Origin of the sequence: Prevotella fusca JCM 17724 (genome assembly GCF_001262015.1) — a bacterium.
GTDB lineage: Bacteria > Bacteroidota > Bacteroidia > Bacteroidales > Bacteroidaceae > Prevotella > Prevotella fusca.
This window is the reverse complement of sequence record NZ_CP012075.1, coordinates 1,136,244-1,161,994: the sequence shown is the minus strand read 5'-3', so window position 1 is coordinate 1,161,994 and position 25,751 is coordinate 1,136,244. Positions and strand designations below refer to the sequence as shown.

Annotated in this window: 18 protein-coding genes and 1 tRNA gene; 6 read left to right on the top strand and 13 right to left on the bottom strand. The window is 45.2% G+C overall.

Features of this window, described 5'->3' with window-relative positions:
* Positions 1-622 precede the first annotated feature (622 nt).
* Positions 623-958 carry a hypothetical protein gene (locus ADJ77_RS11990; RefSeq protein ID WP_025078592.1) on the top strand — a complete coding sequence of 112 codons (336 nt, stop codon included), beginning with the start codon at positions 623-625 and terminating at the stop codon, positions 956-958.
* A gap of 498 nt (positions 959-1,456) precedes the next feature.
* Here ADJ77_RS11990 and ADJ77_RS11985 read toward each other — a convergent pair whose 3' ends face one another.
* Positions 1,457-1,873, bottom strand: a complete 417-nt coding sequence (locus tag ADJ77_RS11985; protein ID WP_025078591.1) for a hypothetical protein — start codon at positions 1,871-1,873, stop codon at positions 1,457-1,459.
* A 650-nt stretch (positions 1,874-2,523) separates the two neighbouring features.
* Between ADJ77_RS11985 and rbr the strand changes: the two genes are divergently transcribed.
* The gene (gene rbr, locus ADJ77_RS11980) at positions 2,524-3,177 is read left to right on the top strand and encodes a rubrerythrin (RefSeq protein ID WP_025078590.1); all 654 of its coding nucleotides are present in this window, start codon (positions 2,524-2,526) and stop codon (positions 3,175-3,177) included.
* Between the two features lie 943 nt (positions 3,178-4,120).
* Here the strand turns inward: rbr and ADJ77_RS13925 are convergent.
* The 11 genes from ADJ77_RS13925 to ADJ77_RS13920 all read right to left on the bottom strand — a co-directional run bounded on the left by ADJ77_RS13925 (position 4,121) and on the right by ADJ77_RS13920 (position 18,017).
* Positions 4,121-4,216: a smalltalk protein gene (locus ADJ77_RS13925; protein WP_154663406.1), complete on the bottom strand. Its 96-nt coding sequence runs from the start codon at positions 4,214-4,216 to the stop codon at positions 4,121-4,123.
* 462 nt (positions 4,217-4,678) lie between these two features.
* Complete coding sequence (locus ADJ77_RS11970; RefSeq protein WP_025078588.1) at positions 4,679-5,227, bottom strand: HU family DNA-binding protein; 549 nt, start codon at positions 5,225-5,227, stop codon at positions 4,679-4,681.
* 638 nt (positions 5,228-5,865) lie between these two features.
* Positions 5,866-6,351 carry a D-Ala-D-Ala carboxypeptidase family metallohydrolase gene (locus tag ADJ77_RS11965; protein WP_025078587.1) on the bottom strand — a complete coding sequence of 162 codons (486 nt, stop codon included), beginning with the start codon at positions 6,349-6,351 and terminating at the stop codon, positions 5,866-5,868.
* A gap of 1,212 nt (positions 6,352-7,563) precedes the next feature.
* Positions 7,564-9,363, bottom strand: a complete 1,800-nt coding sequence (locus tag ADJ77_RS11960; protein ID WP_050696465.1) for a M6 family metalloprotease domain-containing protein — start codon at positions 9,361-9,363, stop codon at positions 7,564-7,566.
* Positions 9,364-9,600: 237 nt separating this feature from the next.
* On the bottom strand, positions 9,601-10,230 hold the full coding sequence (locus ADJ77_RS11955; RefSeq protein ID WP_025078586.1) for a hypothetical protein: 630 nt from the start codon (positions 10,228-10,230) through the stop codon (positions 9,601-9,603).
* Between the two features lie 597 nt (positions 10,231-10,827).
* A tRNA-Arg gene (locus ADJ77_RS11950) sits at positions 10,828-10,901 on the bottom strand.
* A gap of 105 nt (positions 10,902-11,006) precedes the next feature.
* On the bottom strand, positions 11,007-11,651 hold the full coding sequence (locus tag ADJ77_RS11945) for a trimeric intracellular cation channel family protein (protein WP_025078585.1): 645 nt from the start codon (positions 11,649-11,651) through the stop codon (positions 11,007-11,009).
* A gap of 559 nt (positions 11,652-12,210) precedes the next feature.
* Positions 12,211-13,161, bottom strand: a complete 951-nt coding sequence (locus tag ADJ77_RS11940) for a D-2-hydroxyacid dehydrogenase (RefSeq protein WP_050696464.1) — start codon at positions 13,159-13,161, stop codon at positions 12,211-12,213.
* Positions 13,162-13,300: 139 nt separating this feature from the next.
* Positions 13,301-14,530 (bottom strand): replication-associated recombination protein A, encoded by a 1,230-nt coding sequence (locus ADJ77_RS11935; protein ID WP_025079205.1) that lies wholly within the window; start codon positions 14,528-14,530, stop codon positions 13,301-13,303.
* Positions 14,531-16,244: 1,714 nt separating this feature from the next.
* On the bottom strand, positions 16,245-16,466 hold the full coding sequence (locus ADJ77_RS11930) for a hypothetical protein (RefSeq protein ID WP_025079206.1): 222 nt from the start codon (positions 16,464-16,466) through the stop codon (positions 16,245-16,247).
* Between the two features lie 1,380 nt (positions 16,467-17,846).
* The gene (locus ADJ77_RS13920) at positions 17,847-18,017 is read right to left on the bottom strand and encodes a hypothetical protein (RefSeq protein WP_154663405.1); all 171 of its coding nucleotides are present in this window, start codon (positions 18,015-18,017) and stop codon (positions 17,847-17,849) included.
* A 1,895-nt stretch (positions 18,018-19,912) separates the two neighbouring features.
* Between ADJ77_RS13920 and ADJ77_RS11920 the strand changes: the two genes are divergently transcribed.
* The gene (locus ADJ77_RS11920) at positions 19,913-20,596 is read left to right on the top strand and encodes a hypothetical protein (protein WP_234398108.1); all 684 of its coding nucleotides are present in this window, start codon (positions 19,913-19,915) and stop codon (positions 20,594-20,596) included.
* On the opposite strand, the gene ADJ77_RS13915 is transcribed toward ADJ77_RS11920, so the two are convergent.
* Positions 20,593-20,877: a hypothetical protein gene (locus ADJ77_RS13915; RefSeq protein ID WP_154663404.1), complete on the bottom strand. Its 285-nt coding sequence runs from the start codon at positions 20,875-20,877 to the stop codon at positions 20,593-20,595. The two genes, ADJ77_RS11920 and ADJ77_RS13915, sit on opposite strands and share 4 nt — an antisense overlap.
* A gap of 513 nt (positions 20,878-21,390) precedes the next feature.
* Between ADJ77_RS13915 and ADJ77_RS11915 the strand changes: the two genes are divergently transcribed.
* From ADJ77_RS11915 to ADJ77_RS11905, 3 genes are all read left to right on the top strand, one after another.
* The gene (locus ADJ77_RS11915) at positions 21,391-22,053 is read left to right on the top strand and encodes a ParA family protein (RefSeq protein ID WP_025078244.1); all 663 of its coding nucleotides are present in this window, start codon (positions 21,391-21,393) and stop codon (positions 22,051-22,053) included.
* 251 nt (positions 22,054-22,304) lie between these two features.
* Entirely contained in the window at positions 22,305-22,934 is a 630-nt protein-coding gene (locus ADJ77_RS11910; RefSeq protein WP_025078243.1) for a hypothetical protein, read from the top strand.
* A gap of 1,084 nt (positions 22,935-24,018) precedes the next feature.
* Positions 24,019-25,290 carry an O-acetylhomoserine aminocarboxypropyltransferase/cysteine synthase family protein gene (locus tag ADJ77_RS11905; protein WP_025078241.1) on the top strand — a complete coding sequence of 424 codons (1,272 nt, stop codon included), beginning with the start codon at positions 24,019-24,021 and terminating at the stop codon, positions 25,288-25,290.
* Positions 25,291-25,751: the final 461 nt, after the last annotated feature.

The following is a 25,751-nucleotide window of genomic DNA, read 5'->3' as shown; positions in this document are numbered from 1 at the left end:
ATAAGGCGTATAAACTATTGTTGATTATCAACAAGTTACATAAACAGATACATGCAAATTCTGGTAAAGAATGCCACATCGAGCCTTTTTACCACAATTTTACGTTTATAAGTTCTTGATATTCAACATTCATTATCGCTGAATAGTTACCATTGAACCGTACCTTACTCTCCGAACCATGTTCCTCTGTTGCCATGCCTGCATATCCTTAGAGTTACTATGCCCACACGTTGCCCTATCTTGCGCAGCGGCTACCCTACAGGCACAAAAAAAGTACCTTCTTAAAAAGAAAGTACCTCTCATGCTATAAACTCATATAAAAAAAGAAACGGCAGAGCAACTGCTCTTCCGTTATCTCCGAACAACCAACGTCTCACGACGTTAATCTTTCTACAATCTTTACCTAAAATATAACTAAAAACCTAAATCTATTACTAACCTAAACAAATCTCTTATTCAATAATAATCCTGAGCAATCTTAATACCTGTAAAGGCTAAACCTTATATTTCAGATATATTATCTCTTGAATTACGATGCAAAGGTAATGCAATTTTTTCATATTGACAAGAATAAACGAGAAAAAATGTTGGATTGTCAGCTAATTATTGATTTATGTCAAACATGACGGATGTAATTCCCGACTATCGGGTCAAAAATCTCCTCACAGGAAGAAGTCGGCTGGTGCCCAACAACATAAAAAAAGGTTCATCCGTTAAATGTGTGGACACTTTTCGTATAGCTTTAGCGGAAGAACCGGAGGTATGCATTATACAAAAAGAGAGCCAAGACGGTCTTGGCTCTTTTTTCTGTTATCATCCTCCGATGCAGAAAACCTTTTCATGTAAACACTTTGAAACCGCAGGCAACAGATTGAAAAATCATGACATAATCACGGATAAAACACCTGCAGATAAAGGCAAAAACACGCATAAAAGACAAGCTCGCAACCAGCAGTAAATCAGTTGGTTATAAAGCAGTGCAAGAAAAGGTGCTTAATTGGACTTCAAAAGGGCGTTAGTTAGAGCTCAAAAGGGCGTCTATTGCAAGTCAATTGGGCGTCTTTTCAAAGCCAAGAGACCATGTATTGGTTTTGAGTTGTATGAAAATAGTTTACAAACGTTGGCGGGTATGGGAACAAGTCGTTTGTAGAAGGCGGAAAGACACTGTATCTGTTTGCCTTTTCTGCATTTTATCTTATAGTCTATCCCCCCTGTGAGACCGTCTGATTTTGGACAGTCATACCATGCAGGTGGATAAGCCTTTATCCTGTTTCCGATCTGCACATCTAACGGAAGAACAAAAAAAAGCCATGTCCGAACTCATTTTCAGAGTTGGACATGGCTGTTTAAAGAAAATACGTTCAGGCTCTTAACCGCTGATCCGGGTCAAAATGCCTCGTGGGCATGCTGCTTTATGGAGGGAGGCTGGAGCTGTTCAGGGAGGGAAGTCACTGCTTCACTTCCTTTTCCTCCTTATCTCCAGCCGCATGGGGTCCTTGATATTCGCCTTGCTTACGAGCTGCAGATAGCGGTCACGCAACGGTCCTACCCGGACATTCTTTCGTGCACGTACCGACGAGATGACCGACGAGGGGTTGCGGGGTTCACGCACATGCAGCACCCTGCAGATATGCCGCACGATTGACTGGAACTCCATCGGACGACCCTGCATGTCCGTCAGCATACCGCTCTGCCACACCATGTGGGCAAGTTCTATGAGGTCGCACTGCAAACCAGTCCAATACAACCCCTCTTCTTCGCTTCGGTTAATCAGGTCGCAGAAATTATCAACTATCCTTGCTGTCAGGCATTTCTCTTCCTCTTCGGTCCAAGCAAAAGTTGCCTTCATTACGATGTTCACTTTCTTAATCATTGGTCTTAGTTTTCTTTTTGTTATATAATTAATGTGTCTCATGTGTATGCCTCCTTGTTTAGTCGTGACGCAGTATCGGTCAGTAGGAGAAGTCGTCGGGGGGCATTGGCATCATCCTCTCACCGGGACAGTCGACTGGGGGGAGAGGACTGCCCTGTAAGAATGATGCAAAGATATAGACATGTTGTGCAGTATATGTTCAACCATAAAAGAATTTTCTTTAAATAAAGCTAAGAAATAACATTCATTAACGACAGAGGAATGCCTGTTCAAAATAAGCAAGCGGCCTGATCAAGTAAGTGTGCCAGAAGTCTGGCTCAAATGAAAGGACCATCTATGCCCTTTAGCCCTCTCGGTGAATGCGCTGCAACCTGTTTTAAGTCAAATCAGTCATCAGAACTGTTGTCGGTTAAACATCTTCCTCCTCTGAGGACAGGTGGCGGCAGCTTCCCATGGATTGCTAATTATCCACCGTCTAAATAGTCCCTTTCCACACGAAAAACCAGAGATAGATATGGACTATATCAGAAATTATTTATAACTTTGCAACCAATAAGTTGTAATAATTACAGGCAACAAAAAGCCTTTTATCCCATTGTAAATCAACAGAATAAAGGGCTATTACGAACACATTATAATACAAAAGCATTATGAAGAAGAAATTTATTTGCACCGTTTGTGGTTATATCCACGAGGGAACAGAGGCACCGGCAGAGTGCCCGGTATGCCACGTCAAGGCTGACAAGTTCAAGGAGTTCAATCCTGCAGCACTGAAAGGTACCAAGACCGAGCAGAACCTCAAGGACGCTTTCGCTGGCGAGAGCCAGGCTCACACGAAGTATCTTTACTATGCTTCAAAGGCTAAGAAGGATGGCTTTGAGCAGATTGCCGGTTTCTTCGAGGAGACAGCACGCAACGAGAAGGAGCATGCCAAGATCTGGTTCAAGTTCCTGCACGAGGGTGACATCCCTGCCACAACACAGAACCTCGCTGATGCAGCAGATGGCGAGAACTACGAGTGGACCGACATGTACGAGCAGATGGCCAAGGACGCTATCGAAGAGGGCTTCCCAGAGCTGGCTGTCAAATTCCGCAGTGTGGGCAAGGTTGAGAAGCACCACGAGGAGCGTTACCGCAAACTCCTGAAGAATATCGAGGACAGTGTGGTGTTCTCTCGTGAGGGAGACTGCATCTGGCAGTGCCGCAACTGTGGTCACATCGTTATCGGAAAGAAGGCTCCAGCTGTCTGCCCGGTATGCAACCACCCACAGAGCTTCTTCCAGGTAGAGGAGTCAAACTACTAAATTCACGCAATAATAATTCCGACTGCGTTAATCACAAAGTGCCAGAAACCTTGCGGTTCCTGGCACTTTTTTTGGATAAATGAATGAGGTAAGAGCAAAACGAGACAGAATGAAAGAACAGATTGACGGGTGAAAGAAGTGTGAGGGAAAAGGAGACGGAATAGCAGAAAGAACAGGATGACTGGTGAACAAAGTGTGAGGGGAAAGGAGACGGAATGACAGAAAGAATAGGGTGACGGGTGAAAGAAGTGTGGGGAAAAGGAGACAGAATAGCAGAAAGACAGGGTGACGGGTGAAAGAAGTACATGCACAATCTGCAAATTATGCACTTTATGCCGACAAGTTACTTTGTCTCCTACCTTGCTGTCACGTCCCCTGTTCACGTATCTGCCTGCACTTTCTGTCTAAACAAAAGAATATATATTTATATAATTCGGCGACAAAAAAGTGTAAAGTTTAATTATTTTCAGCAATCTCCATATTTGTCGCAGAACGAACTGACGCCCTGTAACTGAAAAGTTACTAATCTGTCGCATCACTCCACAACCTTTTGATTGAATGTACATTACGAAACAACAAAATCAAAAGAAAAGAAGCTGAGAACAAATTAGTAACGATAAAAATAGAAATAAAGAACTACAAAAACAGAATATTTGTAAAGAAAGAAGAACTATAAAGACCGAAACATCCCTATTTGTCCCACTTTACTTCCTTATCTGTCGCACAATCAGGAAAAAGATTCCCTTTTTGTCGCACAGACCTTACTTTTCCGTCGGAGATAACTTCCCCTGAAGTCGTACGGAACTTACATATCCGTCGCCATGTTACGACATAAGAAGCTGTGAACCAAAGGACTGTCATTCACTAACAAAGTCTTATAACCAGACCAACAACGATAATCTAAGTCCAAGATGGGTGTGCGTGAGAGGGAAATAATACAGACTTAACACATACATGAGCTGACACCCAATGTTGTTGCTAACGCTGTGAGGACAGACACAAGGATGTTCAGAATATTCTTCCAGAGTGGTTTGTTCATAAGTTTTGAAATGTTTAATGTTAATAACTAATTGTGAGTAAAGGGTGGCTGGTGGGAAGTGAACTGGCCAGAACTTAAGGCAGTCACTGGATACTCCTGACATCAGAATGCCGCAAAGAACTTCTGCTATCGTCCAATGTATGAGACACTTACTGATTGACAATGCAGCCATACAATGAAATAACCGACAAAGCTGAAGCTGCTTTCCTAACACCCGCTTGGGGACTGAAGAAGGGAATGGAAAGGGAGGAGAGGGCACAGCAGACATTCCGGTCGCACAGCCAAGCCTGCACACTGCATACACGGCTTCGGCTTATATATGCCATTTACATCATCCGACACGCTTTCACCGCATGAAGCGTTGGACGCATCGCACCAGCCATGCAAACGCACATGACCTGCTGCACATCTCCCCCCTTTCCACAATCCCTAAACCACAACCCGCCAACCACTAACGACTACTTAGCCCTGTGGCTGTGTGCCCGTCTCGCTGGAGCCGGTTGAATCACCTGCCTGCGGACCACCGGAAGCTGAATTGCCGCCCTCAGGAGTCTTGCCCTTGTCCTTACCAGCCTTGCCCTTGCCGGCAGACTTCGGAGCATCATACTTGACAGCCTCCTGAATGCGCAGACCACTGATGAGGTTCTTGATGCGACGACGGGTAGCATCGACGGTCACGGTAGGTGCGAAAAGCACGTGAGCACCGTAGATGTCCTTCTGCGGATTGAAGTCCTTGGCATGCTCAACACCCTGGGAATGAATACTCACACGGAATGTTCCCAATCCGTCGAGCTTCACACGGTTGCCGCCCTTGAGCACCTGGTTCATCTCGAACACCAACGCACTGATCACTGCCAGGATGTCCGGCTCTGTTACGGTACAACGCTCGCTGATGCGCTGGGAAAGTTCCTTCACGCCAACTACGTCCGGCGACACGGCACGGGCATACCAGTAACCCTTGCGCTTGCTGTTCTTACGATTGTCTTGATACATACGATACTTGATTGACATAATTTGAAAAAATTAAAAGTGAAACAATAAAATATTAAGATATGAAAAGTTGAAAATACTCGCCTGTTGCCATGTCGGGGGGGGACATCTGACGGCTCATCTACGGATGTACGGTCGGGACACCCCCACCCCGGGGAAGCTGTCTCGCTCACGAGGGGGAGAGACACCGACAATGGACAACTACTTAAAAACGTAATGCGACAAAAAAGTGAAAAAATAAATAAACAGAAAGATTAAAACGTAAAAAGATAAAAAGACAAAAAGATAAAAGGGTGAAAAAATAAAAAGATAAATAATGAAAAAGCTAAAAACACAATAACGCAAAAACGTATAAAAATATAAAGGTAAAAACGGGAAAACACAAAAACGTACAAACATAATTCAGCATAAATATAAAGATATAAACAGATTAAAAAATATTCATGTATTTAATTAAAATATTAATTCATAGCCAGTTACATGAAAGATTGGAGAGAAGTCAGAAGAAAAACAACGACTGATCAAGAGCGATAAAGGGATAAAACAGCCGCACAACAGCTCTTCTAACCGCTGTTTTTATTCTCTTCAGTGAATGGAAAAGGTGAAATAATCCCTCTGACTTCCTCCCGAATTCCCATCTTCCCGTCCGAAAAGTGACGCTAAACTTCGCCAAGAATCTGATGACGGTTCTTCTCATCACGTCTGTAGCTGATGTGAATCCACCGTTTTAGGACGGAATTCTGCGGTTCGAGAATCATCTGGTCGAAGTCGGTACGGCGGAGAACAGCCGCATATTTACGGCACATTTCAAGTCCTGTGACATGAATATCGGCAGCTTCACCACGCAGATGTTGCGAATGTACGGCACCATGAACAGCCCTGTTCACCGCCTCACAGCGGTAGCCACTGGACACAATCACCCGCCCTACCCGACGCCTGAGCGGCTCAAGGACGCACGTACAGAGAGCCCTCAGGTTCGCCATCACTTCATCCCGTGACGGCTTGCCCTCCTCAGGCTCCGTTGCCGGCACATTCTTTATACGCAGCATCACCGCCACTCCCGAGCGGAGCATCTCCCCCACGGTGAAGTGAGGAGAGAGTCGCTCTTCGTAATCGAGGTCTGTAGATTTCGTTTCGTTCGTCATATACATTAATATTATAGATAGTTTAGTCTGATTAAAACACACGCTTGTCAGATTGTTCAGTCTGATTGATATGCACTGTCTTCAGTTTGTTCCCTGATGACGATGCAAAGGTACAACAGAAAAAATCCGTTTCCAAGCAATATATATGTAGTAGTATCTGTAGACAGTTGGCAAGGGGAATGACCTCCCCCAACCCCTCCGAAGGAGGGGAGTGCCTACGGAAGCCAGCCTTGCTGAAACCTTCTACACCTACCACCGCTTATAACCGCTCCCCAGCATCACATACGACATCCCATAGAGAGAGGGGCTCTCTATCACCACTTGTTCCCCATCACCATCCTCCACATCCCCACCCTCAGAGGGGATTGGGGAGGTTCTCCATCATCACTTGTCCCCGGTTCTTCCGTTAAATGCGTAGATTGGAAACAGAATAAAGGCTTATACACCTGTATGGTATGACTATCCCAAAACAGATGGTCTCACAAAGGAGGATAAAGTACAAGATAAAAATGCAGAAAACAAATACCATGTCTTTCCATCTTCAACAAACAACTTATTCCCATATCAACCAACGTTTGTAAACTATTTTCATGCAACTCAAAACCAATACATGGTCTATTGGCTTCTAAAAGACGCCCAATTGACTTGCAATAGATGCCCTTTTGAGACCTTACTGACGCCCTTTTGAAGTCCAATTAAGCACCTTTTCTTGCACTGCTTTATAACCAATTGATTTACTGTTGGTTGCAGACTTGCTTTTTATACGTGTTTTTGCCTTTATCTGTAGGTATTTTACCCGAAATTATGTCATGATTTTTCAATCCGTTGTCTGTGTTTTCACAGTATTGACATGAAAAGGTTTTCTGCGTCGGAGGATGATAATAAAGTAGACAGTCAAGACCTTCTTGGCTGTCTTTTTGTTAAATGCATAACTTCGGTTCTTCCGTTAAAGCTATACGAAAAGCATCCACGCATTTAACGGATGAACCTTATTTCCCATCGCATTCCCTCTTCGGAGGGACTTGGAGTGGATCTCTGTCACTACTTATTTCCCACCACCAGCCACCACACTCCCACCCTCCAAGGGGCTTGGGAAGGCTTCATTCAAAGGGGCTTGGAGGCTTTCCACAAAAAAGCGGGACACCCCTACGTCAGGGTATCCCGCTATTCACTTCCCCATCTCCCCCCGGAGAGGGGATCAGGGGTGAGATCTTACCTGACCTCCTTCCTCACCTTCCCACTGCCATCCTTGACAATCACTACCTGCTTCGTACCGCCCGGCACCGTCTCAGCCGTTGTCACCATACCCGAGAGCGTGTAGCTGCGCACAGCCGCCTTATCTGCAGCAGGAGCGGCATCAATGCCAGTCGTGCCGTTCAGCGGCGTAAAGCTGAAGGAAATGGTGTTATCGCCATTGCGTGTAATCTGTCTGATGCCAGCCTGTCCGCTCACCTTATAATTCGTGTAGAAGCTCAGACGAGGGTCAGAAGTGCTCGTCAGACTGCTGTTCAGCCCTGTCGGGAACGGGTCACTGTTCTGCGTTTCATTATCAAGCTGCGCATCCGCAGGCACTATCGTGAAGCGTGGATGACGCTGTGCAGAGGCAGCATTAAGATTGTTCATCTGCCATGAGCGCACATCAAAATCAACATGGAACACCATCAGCCCATGCCCCGGCAGCTCGCTGTCCCAGCGGTGGGGCGTGCGGTTCTCCAGGATGTAATACTCATCCTTGTTGTCAGGGTTATAGAGGAAGTAGGCATCACCCCCTTCCGAAAGTCCCTTCATGCTCTTCACCTCCACAGCCTTATCGCCCAGCGTGACCGGCTTCAGCCAGCCCATGTAAGCCTTCTCATAGGCATCATATCCTGCCGGAACCGTTCCGATTCCCGTACCGTTATAGGCGTTCGTGATGCTCTCCGGACCACCGTTGTAGCTGCCCGAGCACATGAGGTCATACCTGCCTGAACCGATGTTGTTTCCGCCACGGGTATCGTAGAAGTCGGGAAGACCGAGACAGTGCGAGAACTCATGGCAGATGGTACCGATACCTGAATAGAAAACTCGCTCCTTGCCGTTCAGCTCAGCACGCACGATTTCGTTGCTGCAGGCGTATGTGTTGACGGTCTTGCCGTTGAACGTGAGCGCATGCAGTCCTGCATCCGTGAGCGAATACTTGTGCGGCCATATCGTGTTGGCATCACCGCCTGACGCCTCGCCCTCACCGGCATAGATGACATATACCTGCTCCACCTCGCCGTCGCCGTCCCAGTCATAGTCGCCGAAGTCCACCTTGTCCTTGATGGCGTTGCAGGCATCCATTATCATCTGCGTGGCGTTCGCATCGTTCTGCCGTGCTGTACGCTCACCATAATACTTGTAAGGATGCTTCAGCTTTACAGGACCTACGACATCAAAAGTGAGGTCGAACTTGCCGTTGCTCTGGTCCAGGAAATAGTCGTGCACACTGCCGATGGCACCGTTGTTATTGGTATATCCTGCCTTGTTCAGCATGTTCTCGTAGAGCGACTTGACATCATCCTCACGTGGCTTGAGCGTCAGCACGTTCTTAGGGTCCTTGAAAACCATATCTTCGAACTCAACCAGTATGACGAGTCCCTTCTTCTTTCCTTCCCACGTATCGCCGAATCCCAGTCCGAAGGGCTTTGCACCCGCCTCTTCCTGCTTCTTTGCTTCCAGCTTTCTCACCTGCCGGAGGGCTGCAGCCACCTGTTCCTCCCCACCCTTTCGCAGTGCCTTTGCATGTGCCAGCACCGACGATGCCACCAGACGGTCGTTGTCAATGCGGGCATAGTAGTAGCTGCCGTCGAGGGGCAGGACGGGGATGCCATCCTCCGTGAGTGCATAGTTGAAATGCTCGTCGCCCACGGTCATGACCTTCAGCACCGTTCCATCCACCTGTTTAAACGTCCGCCACATCCGCATGGCAGGGATGGCAAACGATGATGTTGCCAGCATGGCACTGGCAAATAGAGTTATGATTTTCTTCATATAACTGCTGTTTGATTACAATTCCGTTGTTTTCTTCCGTCAGAACCTTCCCTTTTGAAAGATGGTGCAAAGATAAGGAAAAAAACAAAGGTAAGAGAAAAAGAAATTCATATTATGTCATACCTATGTGTGTGTTTACCCAAAATCTGTCAGGAAATAATACGATTAATTAAGGATAATAAGCCCATTGTGGACTAATGACCGCATTTGAGTCTCTTACCTACAAACATTTATGATTTATTCAAATGTTTTGCCATAATCAAAAAACAAAGAATGTTTTTTATCCTTCAGAAATTGATCCTGCAAGTCCATAAGTGATGAGTTGGCACCCGTTACCTCCAGATCTCTATCAAAAACAACATGAAAGTTGACATATAGGAGTTCGAGTTCTTTTGAACTCTTTAATGCATCTATACACCTTGGTCTGATGATAACATTATAAGTATGCCATAACTGTTCTGATGCTTTGGCAGCATTGTCCAGTATTCGCAATGTCTCAGTTGATGTTGCATTGGTTTTAAATTCCATGAAACACATTTCTTTTTCAGTCAGAAGAAGACAATCGCATACTCCTCCTTCAATTATTCCTTTTGCCGTAATAACCCTGCCGTCTAAAGGCAGCAAGGCAACACAGATACTGCCAGGATTATCAACGTGGAAACATTTGGATGAAAACTCCGGCTCCTGATCAACCCAGTCAGAATAACCAAGTTGCATGTCATCATACACATAGAGATGAGAGGTCAGTAGAAAAAAGGTGGGGGATTTATGGTTCAGTAGAAGACAGGTGGGGAATTTTATCGGTTCATCCGTTAAATGAGCGGATGCTTTTTGTATAGCTTTAGCGGAAGAACCGGAGGTATGCATTATACAAAATAATAGCCAAGACCGTCTTGGCTGCCTATTCTGTTATCATCCTCCGATGCAGAAAACCTTTTCATGTTGATACTTTGAAAAGGCAGACGACGGATTGAAAAATCATGACATAATTTCGGGTAAAATACCTGCAGATAAAGGCAAAAACACGTGTAATAAGCAGGTTTGCAACTAACAGTAAATCAGTTAGTTATAAGGCGGTGCAAGAAAAGGTGCTTAATTGGACTTCAAAAGGGCGTCTATTGCAAGCCAATTGGGCGTCTTTTGGAAGCCAAAAGACCATGTATTGGTTTTGAGTTGCATGAAAATAGTTTACAAACATTGGTTGATATGGGAATAAGTTGTTTGTAGAAGATGGAAAGACATGGTATTTGTTTTCTGCATTTATTATCTTGTGCTTTATCCCGTTTTGTGAGACCGTCCGACCTTGGATAGTCATACCATACAGGTGTATAAGCCCTTTGTTCTGTTTCCATTCTACGCATTTAACGGAAGAATCATCTTATCCCGTGAGGCATTCCCCCTCCTTCGGAGGGACTGGGGGGAGGTAACAAAAAAAAGGAACACCCTTGCGAGTATTCCTTTTTGTGATTCCGACAGGATTCAAACCTGTAACCTCTTGATCCGTAGTCAAGTGCTCTATTCAGTTGAGCTACGGAACCATTAACATGGTTGCAACAGGGTAAGCATGAGCATTACTTCTGAATTGCGAGTGCAAAGGTATGGCTTTTTATCCGTTCCACCAAATGTTTCGGCATCTTTTTTTCCTATTTTTTTTCATCATCATCGTGCAGCGTTGGCAGCGAGATGTGATAACCCACTGCAATAAAGCGGATTAAACAGATTGCGAGGAAGGTGATGATGACCGTCACGGGGAGCGGCATGCCGAGGGAAAAGAGCACCCAGTAGATGAGTCCGCCTGCCACGCTTGCCACGGCATAGATCTCCTTGTGGAAGATTACGGGGATGTTGTTCAGCAGGATGTCACGGATGACACCGCCTGCCACACCCGTGATGCAGCCCATGATGACTGCCACCCAGAAGGGATGTCCGAGGGCGATGGTCTTCTGTATGCCGGCAATGGTGAAGAGTGCCAGACCGAGGGTATCGAAGACGAACCACGCATTGTTCAGCCGCTGTATCCACTTTCGTGAGAGGATGACGAGGAAGAGGGCAAGACCGGTACAGAGAACGTACATGATGTTTGCCGTCCAGAACGGACGCACACCGAGCATGGTGTCGCGGATGGTACCGCCACCGATGGCGACAGCGAAGCCACAGACGTAGCCTCCGAACCAGTCGAAGCGCTTCTGTGCGGCATGCCGGATGCCGGAGATGGCAAAGGCGAAAGTTCCGAGAAACTCCAGAATCACCTGGAGGGTACGGACGAGATGAGGATCAGTGTAAGTCATATTGAATTGATAAAAGCCTCCCCCGACCCCTCCAAAAGGAGGGGAGTGCAGATAGCTGGAGCCTTACCCAACTGCCCCGAAAGGAGGGGAGTGCAGATAGCTGGAGCCTTACCCAACCGCTCCGAAGGAGGGGAGTGCAGATAGCTGGAGCCTCCCCCAGCCCCTCCAAAAGGAGGGGAGTGCAGATAGCTGGAGCCTCCCCCAGCCCCTCCAAAAGGAGGGGAGTGCAGATAGCTGGAGCCTTACCCAACTGCCCCGAAAGGAGGGGAGTGCAGATAGTGGAGCCTTACCAAATCGCTCCGAAAGGAGGGGAGTGCAGATAGCTGGAGCCTCCCCCAGCCCCTCCAAAAGGAGGGGAGTGCAGATAGCTATGGGTAGCTCTCTTAGTTTATTCCGCCAATAGTCATAGACCGCATGGAAGTATTAAGCACCTTAGTATATAAATCTTATTTCTTTATTGTACCGCAAGGAAACTATAGCAAACCTTATCCTATTTGCCTCCCTCCCCTTTTGGGGAGGGTCGGGGTGGGGCTTCTGTGTGGGGCTTCTGTGTGGGGCTTTACACCACATTCTGTGGTTCTCCTGCCATAAACTGCTTGATGTTCTCAACGCATATCGCCATCAGACGCTCACGTGCCTCACGGGTTGCCCAGGCTGTGTGGGGCGTGATGTAGGCATTGGGCTGACGGAAGAGCGGATTGTCCGCATGGGGAGGCTCCTCGGTAAGCACATCAGCACAGTAAGCACCGAGCTGTCCGCTCTCAAGGGCATCGGCAACAGCCTGCTCGTCAATGAGTCCGCCACGTCCTGTATTGATAAGGATGGCTCCACGGCGCACCAGCTTCAGCGTTTCGGCATTGATCATGCGGGCATTGTCGGCTGTCAGCGGACAGTGCAGGGTGATAATGTCCGACGTGTTCAGCAGTCCCTCGAGCGTCGTCTTGCGGATACACTCCGGCAGGTCGCTGCTGTTCCTGCTGGTGCAGGCAGAGATGTCCATGCCCAGCGTGTGGGCAATCTGTGCCACCTTCTGCCCGATATTGCCCAGTCCGACGATGCCAAGCGTCTTTCCGGCAAGTTCCATGAGTGGCGTGTCCCAGTAGCAGAAGTCCTGCTGCCGGCTCCATTCGCCACGGCGCACGGCATCCGCATAATGGTCTACACGGTTGGTTACGTTCAGCAGGAGGGCGAAGACATGCTGCGCCACGCTGTCGGTGCTGTAGGCAGGGATATTGCATACGACGATGCCCCGCTCACGTGCTGCTTCAACGTCGATGTTGTTATAGCCCGTTGCCAGTTCTCCGATATACTTCAGACGTGGCAGCTGGCTGAGCAGCTGGCGTGTGACGTTGACCTTATTGATAAGGATTCCGTCAGCGTCCTTAGCTCTTTCCACAACTTGTTCCTGACTTGTGCGTTCGTAGATGACGCACTCTGCTATTTCCTTTATCGGCTCCCATGACAGGTCGCCGGGATTGACTGCGTGGCAGTCGAGAATTACAATTTTCATATGGTGGGGGTTGGGTGATGGGTGTTGAATGTTGGGTGGTGATGAATTGATTAGTGGGTGATGGGTGTTGGGTGATGGGTGTTGAATGGTGGGTGTTGATGAATACTACTTCCAAGCAATCAATACACCACACTTTATCCTATTTGTCTCCCTCCCCCTTTGGGGAGGGTCGGGGTGGGGCTTTGTGGTGGTCTAACTCATCCGGCATATACTGCTGTTCCACATAATGCCCCGGATAGTCGTGCGGATACTTATATCCATCGCTGTAACCGAGGTCCTTCATCAGCTTCGTGGGTGCATTGCGCAGGTGCAGCGGCACAGGCAGGTTACCCGTTTTCCGCACCAGTTCCAGTGCCTCGTCGATGGCTTTATAGGCCGAATTATCCTTCTTCGACCGTGCCAGATAGACCACTGCCTCCGCCAACGGGATGCGTCCCTCGGGCCAGCCGATCTTCGTCACGGCATCAAAGGCAGCATTCGCCAGCAACAGTGCGTTGGGATTGGCAAGTCCGATATCCTCCGCCGCACTGATAACGACACGACGAGCAATGAACTTCGGGTCTTCACCTCCTTCAATCATCCGCGCCATCCAGTAGAGTGCCGCATCAGGGTCAGAGCCACGGATCGACTTGATGAACGCTGAAATAATATCGTAGTGCATCTCGCCGTCCTTGTCGTAAGCCAGCGGATTCTGCTGCAGACGCTCCTCCACCATCCTGTCGGTTATCACAATATCGTCGCCCGACTCAGCCCCGACGATGAGGTCGAGGATATTCAGCAGCTTCCGAGCATCACCCCCGCTATAACGCAGGATTGCCCCCGTCTCACGCAGTTCGATGTTCCGCTTCTTCAGTTCCACATCCTCCGTCACCGCTCTCTGCAGCAGCTTCAGCAAGTCATCCTGCTCCAACGGTTTCAGCACATAGAGCTGACAGCGAGAGAGCAGCGGACGTATCACCTCGAACGACGGGTTTTCAGTCGTTGCACCGATGAGCGTCACCGTTCCCTTCTCCACTGCCCCGAGCAGCGAGTCCTGCTGCGACTTCGAGAAACGGTGGATTTCATCAATGAAGAGTATCGGCGAGACGGAATTGAAGAAACGCCCGCTCTTTGCCCTTTCAATGACATCACGCACATCCTTCACGCCGCTCGTCACAGCCGAGAGCGTATAGAACGGTGTCTCCAGGCGGTGCGCAATAATCTGCGCCAGCGTCGTCTTTCCCACGCCCGGCGGTCCCCAGAGGATGAACGACGCTATACGTCCCGAATCAATCATCCGCCGGAGCACAGCCCCCTCACCCACGAGGTGGCTCTGTCCGATATAATCATCGAGCGTGCGTGGTCGCATCCGTTCTGCCAATGGTTCCATGTCTCTTTTATCTTTTGAAAGACAAAAGTAAGCATTTATTTCCATACAGGATATATATTTGCCCCATAATTTAACAAAGCCACCAACTTGTTACACTCTGCCAACCCATCAGCCTGCCTGCCAAACTACACTGGACAACATACTACACTGTCCCCATCGACCTGCCAAACTACAGTGAGCAGCAGACTACACCCTGTCGAAAAGAAAGAGGGGTCTTCATAAATTTGAAGCGATAAAGCCTACGAAAAGAAGAAGGAAAGCACTGAACTTATCACAAGATTATCCTTAAATTCCTTTTGCTGTCATTTTAACATTTCGTGTAAACAACTTGTAGACTAATCAGTTAAACGTTCATGATAAATGACAGTAGTGACAGGAAAGTCAGCTTTGAAGTAACCGCTTATCGAGTATGAACTTTTTAGGTTCTTCCGAAATATGGCGTGATGAAGTAAGCCTACTCATAATAAGGCACACAGAGAAAGGGAGAACACGGAGGTGAAAGCAATGCCACGGAGGTGACAACGTCACAAAGAGCGACAGAGCCGTAGCGCAAAGTTTGCTAATAGCTTTGGAAAACAAACGCTATTCAAAGACCCTTGCGGATAAAGCTCGCAAAGACCCTCCTTTGCTCTACGCACCGACAGCGCCTCCGTGCCTGCCACAGCTTTGTATCAAATAATCATCCGTCCACTCCCTGTCTCTGTGTGATATTTCATCAAAGTTATAAACTCACGAGACAAAACCCATCACTCCAAACATCTGAAGACCCATTCTATTTTCGTTTTACCTTTAACGACTTCATTCTTCAACGTAACTATTCAACGATAATGAACGTTGAATATCAAGAACTTATAAACGTAATATTGTAAGAAAAAGGCTCGAAATGACATTCTTCACCAGAATTTGTATGTTCTGTTTATGTAACTTATTGATAATCAATAATAGATTATACACCTTATCGCTGAATAGTTACTCTTCAACTCTATTGTGATTGAGAAATTGCACAAAATGTCGAATGAACGAGAAAGAAAACATCACCCTCCCTCCTCCGAAGAGTGAGACTGCCCGATGAGTATAGTCAGCCTGAACCTGTCAACAACTATTCCCGCTCCTAACTCCCCATCCCCCACCTGCCCCACCCTTCAAAGGGGTTTGGAGAGGCGTTTATTGTAATTATTTTTCATCATACTCCCACATTGTCGCCCATCAACACACCTGCTCACGCCGCCAACATTCCCTATTTGTCTCACACATTTTCATACAAATTCATAACCGCCAATCAATTAATCTTTTACGCATTGAATATTCATCCATACACTACCCTTTAAAAGCACCATTACTCCCCTACTCCATCCAGACAAACTCTTAGAAAAGTGTTTATTTTCTATTAAAATGCACCCTTTTGTCAGTTAAATTCATAAAAGGACCTAACTCCTTCCCCATCCGTCGCACCTAACCTCCTAACTTGTCGACCACCCCACCCAAACAGCTACTAATCTGTCGCATCACCCTTACTAATCTGTCGCACCGCTTTTCCCTATCTGTCGTCGCTATTTTCCCTATCCGTCGCACTTTATCATTGCAAGTATCTGTAAATCAATATGTTCAAAGTCCCTTACTAATATCTAATAAAGATAGTATAGTGATATTCTAACTTGAGAAGAAGTTTTGTGTTTTGAAAAGAAATAAGATTTTCTTGTAGGCGAAGATGATTTTAAACAAAGGTTTTGGGGCGAACCTCCCTTTTTGTCGCACTTGTCTTTTTCCCCTTCCTTTTCCCTGTTCTTTCCCTGTATTTTCCGAGTTTTGAGCGCTTTTCCGCCTTTTTTTCTCTCCTTTTTCCTGTCTTACAGACCTGTTTCTGCTCCTTTTTCCCCATCGCTATTCTCGTTTTTTGTTTTTCTTTTGTTTGTACTCTTGTTTTATTTTTATTCAAGTTTTTCCCTCCCTTTTTGTCGTTGTTCTCTATTTTTCCCTTCTCTTTTCTTCATTTTCATCTGCTTTTTTTCCCGATTTTAGGAGCGACAAATCGGGAATCTTTTACCATGGAATAGTCTTTTATTTTGTTTATAAAGTATTAGTATTCAGCTTATTATACTTTACATATACTCATTTTGCTCAGATTTTTCCTAAAACTTGTCACTTTTTTGTCGCACTTTGTTTTTATATACTCATCTAACTATATTGATTATCAGTGATTTATGAAGTAATTATCATCCTCCTAAAAACTTTCCCTATTTGTCGCTATCAGCCCTTTTTCTTCTATCTTCCTATTTTGTCGCACCTGTTCTGCTTCTCATTTTTCACCTTATATTATATATACCTGCATTATTTCTTCCTTTTTTGTCGTAGTTTCTGTTTTTCTTGCTAATAGTTTTCTCTCCCTATTTGTCGTACATTTACTTCCCCCTTTTCAGTTTATTTCACTGCCCCTCGCTGTCTTCCCACAGAAAGTTCAGCTGCCCTTGACGCACTTCTACTGGCTGTGCTTGCCATTCCTCTCGCACATTGTCTTTGTGCAGCCCTCAGTTTTCTTCCTGTCTGCTTTGATGAATAAGCCGTTTCTTCGTCCTGTTTCTTTTTCCTCACCCAGTTTTTGTCTGCTTTTATGCAATTCTTTGCTTCTTTCCGCCATTTCTATTTTGTTAATATTCTCGTCGGACAGTCCTGTTTCTTTATTTCATGCGGTTTTTGAAGCCATTTTTTCGTTTCTTCCGGTAAATGCGTGGACATTCATAATTATGCTTCTTTAAAAGCTGTCATTACGTATCTGTGTAGTTACCCGAACAATATTTTGTAATAATATTTCAAACCGTGAAATCAAACTGATGCTCTTTTAGCTTTGAAAAGACGCCCAATTGGCTTGCAATAGACGCCCTTTTGAGGTCTTGTTAACGCCCTTTTGAACCCTAACTAACGCCCTTTTGAAACATGGTTGTACAAGTCTTTGATTTACTGCAGGTTACAACGTTACTGAAATCCGTTGTTTTTATACTTTTTTTGAGTCTGATGGCTTCGATATTGTCAATATATTTCAAATTCGTTTTTTTCGTATCCCACAGTGAACAAGCGAACAGGAGAACAGTTGCAGATCAATTTAAAAGCCCCTATTGCCTCAGTGATATGGACTTAGAAATGTAGAACACTTCACTTTGATATTATGTCCATTATATGCGTAGGCGTCCACACTTTTAGCGGAATAACCATTTTTTCTCTGTTTTCGTTTTCTTTTTCCACAGATTTAAACTTCTTTTTCCGTTCTTTTTTCTTCATTTGACGCTCCATTTTTATCGGATATTTATTTGAAAAACCTTTACTAATTTACTTTTTTAATCTGCCCTTTTTTACTTTCTTTACTGTTCATTTCCTTTTTAAGTTGCTTTTCTTTTTTTCTCTCAGTAAGTTTCTCTGGTTCATTCTTTATTCTTTCTTTATTCTTTCTTTGCTGCTTCATTTTATTTTTTCTGATTGCTTTCTTACCCGACATTTCCTTTTTTTGTCGCTGTTTTTTGGTACTTTTTCTACATCCTTTTTTATTGCAGGTAGATGTTTATTTTTATCTCATTTTGACCCCCTGAATTGTATTTTTGCCTCTCTATTCTTTTATATTTTACATTAAATAGATAAGTATATAAAAATACTTTTATCCTTTTATGTTCTTATCTGTTTGCTTATTTCCGTTTCTCTTTCATTGTTTATTTACTTATCTATTTTGATGTGTATGTATATAAAAATATAAACACCATGTTATTTATTTATTTGTTTATTGTTGAATATTTCTTTTTATTATGTGTAAATATATAAATGTGTTTTTAGTTATTTATATTTATTATTATGTATTTATGTTTTTATATATTTATGCAATTTATTTCTTTGATGCAGTTTTATAATATATAATTATATAAATATATGTTTATAATCTTTCTATCCGAATTCCTTTATTTAGTGTGTGTATTTATCGTTTCAAACTCTCCGTAGTTGTTTAGGATGTGTGATATTTTGTCTTGTTTTTGGAATGTTATTTTTTTGGGTTCGTATGTCTTCATCTTTATTTGTGTTTATATATTTATCTCTTTATTTGTTTTTCATCTTGCTTTTCTGTGTTCTCTTTTTCATCAGTGGGGTGAGTGCGCGTCATTTGTTCTCATCCCAGCAGTTCCTGACCACTTGTTCTGTAGCTTGTTTCTGCCTGCCTTCAGCAGTCTGATGGGCTGCCTGTAAGGTAGCAGTTTTGCATTATCATTGCTTGTACAACTTTAGTAGAGCCTTTTTTCTCTTTTATATCTTTGTTTATCAGTATTCTATATATTTAATTATTTACTTGTTTATACTTTTATGTTTTTGTTTTCTCTCTTTTTGTTTTTGCTTCTGTTTATTCGTGTGTCATTTTCTTTTCTTGTTATTCGATGGAATCGAGCTTTTCTGTTGGATGCTTTTATCTGCCTTCATAAGTCTTTCTTTGTTCTTATGGTCCGACTGTCTTTTTTCTTATGTTTTCTTTATATGGGAGCAATTTGTTTTTAATTTACAGCTGAATGTCAATATTTTACATTTTTATATATTCATCTATTAGTATATTTATACACGGTTTTCCCCCTTCATCCTTAATTATGCCCCGTTTTATTGCTTTTTTTCTATATCATTTGTTCCGCTTTGACTGTCAGATTGTTGCGTAGTGCTATATGGAGACGATTTTTTTATATTTCATCAGGACGTTAGTTGCGCTTCAATTAGGCGTTCTTTGCGTTGAATTGGGGCTTTGGATGCTGTTTTGCTTGTCTTTGCCTGGGCGTTTATGCGGCAATCTGATGTTTTTATCCGTGCATGATTATTCGTTAACTGTCTTTGGTTGATAGTTTCCGGTCTTTTCCTTCCAGTTCACTCACCTGATTGTTTCTGTCCGGGATAATGCTACGGTTTCTTTTTTTGTTTATAAATCTTGTTATGCAGTTATGCCTTTATGTTTTTATGCCATTGCGTTTTAATGTTTATATTGAGATATGTGTTTATTCTTTTCTATATATAGATAATTATATAATGTTTGTTTCTATTCTGTTATATGTCATAAAAATATAAATATATAAATATGTTTTAATTCCTTTCTATCTTTTGCTTCTTCTCTTTGTTTTCTTTGTGTTTGTGCTTTGTTTTAGGCTTTAAGTGCTATTTATATGAATGTATAAATATATATAAAGATTAAAGCGTAAAAGCACAGATATTTTATTATACTTTTGTTTTCTTATCTTTTTATTTTTCTCATTAAAAATGTTTAGATGTATTTGCTTTTTTCAATAAATAGGTGTATATTTGCAAGTATAAAAATATAACCACGCTTTTATGTGTGTATTTGTTTGAATCTATTTTAATATAAATATATATATTATGTTGAAGAAGTTTTCTGTTTCAGGCAAAGCAGGCGAAGTCTTGAACTGGAGCATGGGTTTGTTTCTTGCTTTCAGTATTATCAGCCTGATAGACCATTGGACGTCTGCGCCCAATGACGGACAAACAGCTTTGACCGAGTTGTTCGCTTCTGTACAGAAGCATTCCGCCATCCAGATAGCAGAGTCAGCAGTTCTGCTTTTAACGAAGTTGGCGATGCTGGAAATCTTCCGCCGCTGCTTGAGCAGGAGTAATCATTTTTTATTACAATTATCAGTGATTGTAGTAATGCTTCTCACCACACTTATGACGTTTGTTTCATTCATTCCGTCGGTCAGTGTGACTCCTTATGGCATTACGGAACTGCAGACAGGTGGTGAGCAGGCTTTTCTGACCGGTATCTATGGCAGCTGCTCAGTCGTTTTGTTCTTTGTCAATCTTTTTATGGGTATCGGACTTATTCGTAAGTTTGCAGGAATGATTCGCTGGTATGGTTTATCGCTCTTCCTTTGTCCTGTGCTGATTTCGCTTTTGAACATGTGTTACTACTATATATATAATTATGTAGGCGGTGTCACGATGACAGCTATTATCACATACGGCACTATCATCTCATTGCTTAGCTTTGCGCTTAACCTGCTGCCGTTCTGCCTGTTACGTGGGTCGATGGTGGCTGATGATTAGTAAGGAAGTTCTTCCCCTACCCCTGCGAGGAGCGGAAATGTTCTGGGAGGTTGTGGACGATGGGATGGAAAACCAGCCCTTTCGGAAGTGAGGGGATGATGATGAAATCCGGGATCTGTCTGCACCTGTAAAGTGTAAAGATATTTGGTCTTACCCGAACTGCCGCTTGCAGGAACCGAGGTGTAGGGTAGGGGGAGAGCAGTGAGCGGATTGTGGATGTCAGTGTGCTCATGATTTGAGTCGGATGTTAGTTGAAAAGCTGCGTGCTGATGATGCTTCATAATTTGATAATTTGCGGATAGAGGTCTGTGAGTTCTTAAATATCGAAGAAATAAGCAGCGGAGGAATGGAACGTTTCTGACATAATGACATGTTTTGTTTTGTTTCTTTGCTGAAATGTAAGCATTTGGGAATGATGTTGCTTTATGTTGGTTCGTCTTTCTTGCAAAAAGACAATTCCGGTGCTCTAAAGACTGATGGTTGAAAATGATGAAATAGCGTTTTTGAAACGTCAAGAGGGCATGAAAAGACCAATGAATGGATATAATCCCCATTTTCAGCTCCTTTAGGCTGATGTTTGCAGGATGGAGTGGTGGATTGAGGGGAGCGGTGTTGCCAGACGGGTTATCGTTTTGATGAGCGGAACGATTGGCAGGCGTCGAGAGCGGAAAGGCTATGAGCCGTCATGAAAGTAAACCGCTGCCTGTCTAAATACGGAAATATGTAAATGCGTTAGTACGTAAATACGTAAATAAAGAAGTAAAAAAGAAAATAAAAACATAAATATATAAATAATGAAGAATAAGAAAGTTGTGTTTGCGAATCAGAAAGGTGGAGTAGGGAAGAGCACACTGTGTATTCTCTTTGCCAACTATCTCGCAGCAAAGGGCAAGGACGTTTGTATCATTGATACCGACTTGCAGAAGACAATTCTCATGCAGCGGCGGAAGGATAAACTGATTTACGAGGGCGAGGAGGAGCCTTATAACGTGCAGGATTTCGACGTTACGGACGTGGAGACGATGCAGTCGCTGATTGACTCGGCGTCACAGGTGGACGGTTTCGTGCTCTTCGACTCACCGGGTAACATCAGCGAGGACGGTCTGGCACCGCTCTTCGTGGGAGCTGACTACATCGTCTGCCCTTACGAATACGAGGACAAGGCGTTGGACTCGACAGGTGTCTTCGTGCAGGTGCTCAACGTGCTGCGTGAGCATAACCCCCAGATGACCGCCCAACTCTTCTTCGTTCCCAACCGCATCGACCCCCGTATCGGTACGGCTGAAGAGCAGGAGATGTGGCGCAGGACGGATGAGGTGTTCGGCAACTTCGGCAAGGTGACGCCCGTTGTCAACAGTCGTGCGACGCTGAAACGTACGAATACATATGAACTGCTCGGGACACAGCGCGATGCGGTGAAGAAGGCGTTTGACTATATGTTGAGGAGGATGAAGTAGTGACCTCCCCAAGCCCCTCCGAAAGAGGGGATGTGCCTGACGGGATAAGGTCAGGATGAACTTGTGAACGGGCTTGACAAGATATGCCTCCCTGGTCGAGAATAAGGTCAGGACATGGGAACTGAAGACATGGTAACATGGTTCTGAAAGTAACATGGCCTGACAGAGCATAAAGGATGATATACCTTATAATATATATCATAAAGCTCAAGGGTCAAAGTATAAATAGAAATCAAAGAAACAAATAAATAATGGCTAAGAAGAAGAAAACAATGGTTATGATGCCGGGAGCAATGACCGACCTGGCGCATAGCGTACAGAAAGGTGCGAGGAATGCGCCTGCTACTAACATAGAAGAGAAGAATACTGCCGATGAGCAGGAAGAGAATGGTGTACAGGCAGTGCAGCAGGATGCCGACGGTATGGAACAGGCGGCTGCCAGTCAGACGGTGGAAAGACACCCGGATGAGGTTGTAGAGACTGTCGAGAGGAAAGAACCGCAGCCTGCTACGCCAAGCCAGTTCGGATATGTTGACCCCAAGCAGGAGGCTGTTGACGGCAAGGACCGCACGGCACCGGCAGCGAAGAAGCTGCCCAAGGCAGAGGGCAAGCAGCTGGCACGTGAGTACTCGATGGCGAAGGACAGCGGCGAGGACAGCTGGCAGATCTTCCTCGACCTGGCACGCGACTACAAGGCACGCGACTCCCGTCTGGCAACCGTCTACATTGATTCTGACCTCAAGGGCGTCCTCGACCGTCTCAAGTCGGCTACGAGTGTGAAGCTCCCTTCAACGGCATTGCTCAGTGCCATCGTTGCCCGCTTTGTATTCGAGCACGAGAAGGACATCAAGAACGCTATCTTCGGCGAGAGCCTGCTGTAGAAGAAGCGACTGTCGGTAGGAAGTAAGGTGTTCGCCTCGTCCGTCCGCTGAAGAATATGCGATGGCAGGACGGTGGTAGCGTATTGAGACACACGGCTCGTACATCTGCAGACAACAATCTGCTGCGGATGTACGAGCCGTGTGTCTTTGTTGATTCTTATCAGCAGGCATCCTGATACATCCCACCTTACTGCGTTCTTGCACAAGTGGGAGAGTGGAGTAGATGCCCGCTTTATGGCTCTGTTAGAAAAACAGGTTGACAAGGTGTTTGTAAAGTCATCCACTTATTTTCTTATCTACTCGCAATGGTCTCTGTGTGAGGCAATATTGTCTTCATACGGAACAATCAGCAATATCATACAGCACACGGGGGCATGGAGAAAGCGGAGATGCCGGGCGTGAAGAGTGAAAGGAGTCTTATTTCCACTTCTTTCAAAATATGGATAGATAAAGTCCACCCAAAATAGGAAGAAACCTACCGGACTTATCACAAGATTACTTTTTATTTAGTTTGCTGTCATTTTAACATTTTGAACAACCCCGTTGTAAACCAAATAGTTAACTGCTTGTAGCGGATGATAGGAGTGACAGGAAAGTTTGTTTTGAAGTGACTTGCTTCGTTCTCGTGAGTTAACCATTCATATAAGAAAGTAAACCGATGGCATCTTATCATCCCATCCTTATTCTTCGAATATTATTGTGCAGGACTTACAGAATGAGCCCCACGGCTTGGTGCGTATTTTCTCACAGAAGAACACAGAAGAACAGATAGAACGGAGCAGATGAACACAGATGAACACAGATGAACACAGAAGAACACAGAAGAACACAGAAGAACAGATAGAACGGAACAGAAGAATAGATGAACGGAGCAGATGAACACGGATGAACAGATTGGACGGAGCAGAAGGCACAAAGACCTAAATGCCGGGGGATGGCACAGAAGCTCACGCCATACGGGCTTTTTATTCGGATATAAGCAGGTTCATGATTTTTATTTCGGAAAGTTTGAAAGAAAATACGAGAACTATATAAAATTGATTAACTTTGCACCGTAAATATCAAGCAAATTAATAGATACAATATGAAAAGGAGCCTTGACACTATCTGCATTCATGGCGGATGGAAACCAGCAAAAGGGGAGCCACAGCAGCTGCCTGTTTATCAGAGTACAACGTTCAAGTATGAGACCAGTGAGCAGATGGCACGTCTGTTCGACCTGGAGGACAGCGGCTATTTCTACACGCGTCTGGCAAATCCCACCAATGATGCTGTAGCCAAGAAGATTGCAGCCCTTGAGGGAGGTGTCGGAGCCGTGCTCACCTCTTCCGGGCAGGCTGCCAACTTCTACGCCATATTCAATATCTGCGAGGCAGGCGACCACTTCATCACTTCCAACACTATCTATGGCGGAACGTTCAATCTCTTCGGCGTTACGCTGAAGAAGCTGGGCATCGAATGTACGTTCATCGACCCTGACTGGGACGATGAAAGGATAGAGGCTGCATTCCGTCCGAACACAAAATGCGTCTTCGGGGAGACAATCTCCAATCCCGGAGCCAAGGTGTTCGACATCGAGCGTTTTGCAGAAATCGCCCACAGGCATGGTGTGCCGCTGATAGTCGACAACACGTTTGCCACGCCGATCAACTGCCGTCCTTTTGAGTGGGGATGCGACATCGTCACCCATTCCACCACAAAGTATATGGACGGACATGCCACGCAGGTAGGAGGAGCGGTCGTTGACTCGGGCAACTTCAACTGGGAAGCCCACGGTGAGAAGTTCCACGGACTGACAACTCCTGACGAAAGCTATCACGGGCTTACCTACACCGAGTCATTCGGCAAGATGGCATACATCACCAAGCTCGTCACCCAGTTGATGCGTGACCTCGGAAGTATTCCTGCACCGCAGAACTCCTTTCTGCTCAACATAGGGCTTGAGACCCTGCACCTGCGCATGCGCCAGCACTGTTCCAATGCACAGAAAGTGGCGGAATGGCTGGAAAGGAACGAGAAGGTGGCGTGGGTAAACTACTGCGGTCTGCCTTCAGACAAGTATTATGCGCTGGGTCAGAAGTATCTTCCTGACGGTTCTTGCGGTGTCATCGCCTTCGGGCTGAAGGGCTCACGGGAAGATGCCATCAGGTTCATGGACCGTCTCGACTTCATCTCCATCGTCACCCACGTGGCCGACGCACGCACCTGTGTGCTGCATCCTGCCAGCCACACGCACCGTCAGCTGACCGATGAACAGCTGCGGGATGCCGGTGTAGCACCTGATTTAATCCGCCTCTCCGTGGGCATTGAGAATGTAGATGACATCATTGCGGATATAGAGCAGGCTCTGAAGTAATCCACGGTGATGGACTGAATAAGAAAAGGACACTCGGTAGCAGGGTGTCCTTTTTCCGTGACTTTGCGGAACAGCCCGCACGGCGTCAGCTTCTGCGCCATCCCCGGCATTTAGGTCTTTGTGCCTTCTGCTCCGTCCAATCTGTTCATCTGCGAGAAAATCCGCACCAAACTGTGGCTTTTCAGGGTTCTAACATTAAATGCGTGGACACTTTTCGCATAGCTCTAACGGATGAACCGGAGTTATGCGTTAAACAAATAGACAGCCAAGACCGTCTTGGCTGTCTACTTTATTATCATCCCCCGATGCAGAAAACCCTTTCATTTTAATACTTTGAAAAGGCAGGCGACGGATTGAAAAATCATGACATAATCCAGGGTAAAACATCTACAGATAAAGGCAAAAACACGCATAAAAAGCAAGTCTGCAACCAACAGTAAATCAGTCGGTTATAAGGTGGT

Coding starts and splice junctions, on each gene's coding strand:
- ADJ77_RS11990 (WP_025078592.1), top strand. CDS start 623: ATGACGGATGTAATTCCCGACTATCGGGTCAAAAATCTCCTCACAGGA.
- ADJ77_RS11985 (WP_025078591.1), bottom strand. CDS start 1,873: ATGATTAAGAAAGTGAACATCGTAATGAAGGCAACTTTTGCTTGGACC.
- rbr (WP_025078590.1), top strand. CDS start 2,524: ATGAAGAAGAAATTTATTTGCACCGTTTGTGGTTATATCCACGAGGGA.
- ADJ77_RS13925 (WP_154663406.1), bottom strand. CDS start 4,216: ATGAACAAACCACTCTGGAAGAATATTCTGAACATCCTTGTGTCTGTC.
- ADJ77_RS11970 (WP_025078588.1), bottom strand. CDS start 5,227: ATGTCAATCAAGTATCGTATGTATCAAGACAATCGTAAGAACAGCAAG.
- ADJ77_RS11965 (WP_025078587.1), bottom strand. CDS start 6,351: ATGACGAACGAAACGAAATCTACAGACCTCGATTACGAAGAGCGACTC.
- ADJ77_RS11960 (WP_050696465.1), bottom strand. CDS start 9,363: ATGAAGAAAATCATAACTCTATTTGCCAGTGCCATGCTGGCAACATCA.
- ADJ77_RS11955 (WP_025078586.1), bottom strand. CDS start 10,230: ATGCATACCTCCGGTTCTTCCGCTAAAGCTATACAAAAAGCATCCGCT.
- ADJ77_RS11945 (WP_025078585.1), bottom strand. CDS start 11,651: ATGACTTACACTGATCCTCATCTCGTCCGTACCCTCCAGGTGATTCTG.
- ADJ77_RS11940 (WP_050696464.1), bottom strand. CDS start 13,161: ATGAAAATTGTAATTCTCGACTGCCACGCAGTCAATCCCGGCGACCTG.
- ADJ77_RS11935 (WP_025079205.1), bottom strand. CDS start 14,530: ATGGAACCATTGGCAGAACGGATGCGACCACGCACGCTCGATGATTAT.
- ADJ77_RS13920 (WP_154663405.1), bottom strand. CDS start 18,017: ATGTCGGGTAAGAAAGCAATCAGAAAAAATAAAATGAAGCAGCAAAGA.
- ADJ77_RS11920 (WP_234398108.1), top strand. CDS start 19,913: ATGTTGAAGAAGTTTTCTGTTTCAGGCAAAGCAGGCGAAGTCTTGAAC.
- ADJ77_RS13915 (WP_154663404.1), bottom strand. CDS start 20,877: ATGAAGCATCATCAGCACGCAGCTTTTCAACTAACATCCGACTCAAAT.
- ADJ77_RS11915 (WP_025078244.1), top strand. CDS start 21,391: ATGAAGAATAAGAAAGTTGTGTTTGCGAATCAGAAAGGTGGAGTAGGG.
- ADJ77_RS11910 (WP_025078243.1), top strand. CDS start 22,305: ATGGCTAAGAAGAAGAAAACAATGGTTATGATGCCGGGAGCAATGACC.
- ADJ77_RS11905 (WP_025078241.1), top strand. CDS start 24,019: ATGAAAAGGAGCCTTGACACTATCTGCATTCATGGCGGATGGAAACCA.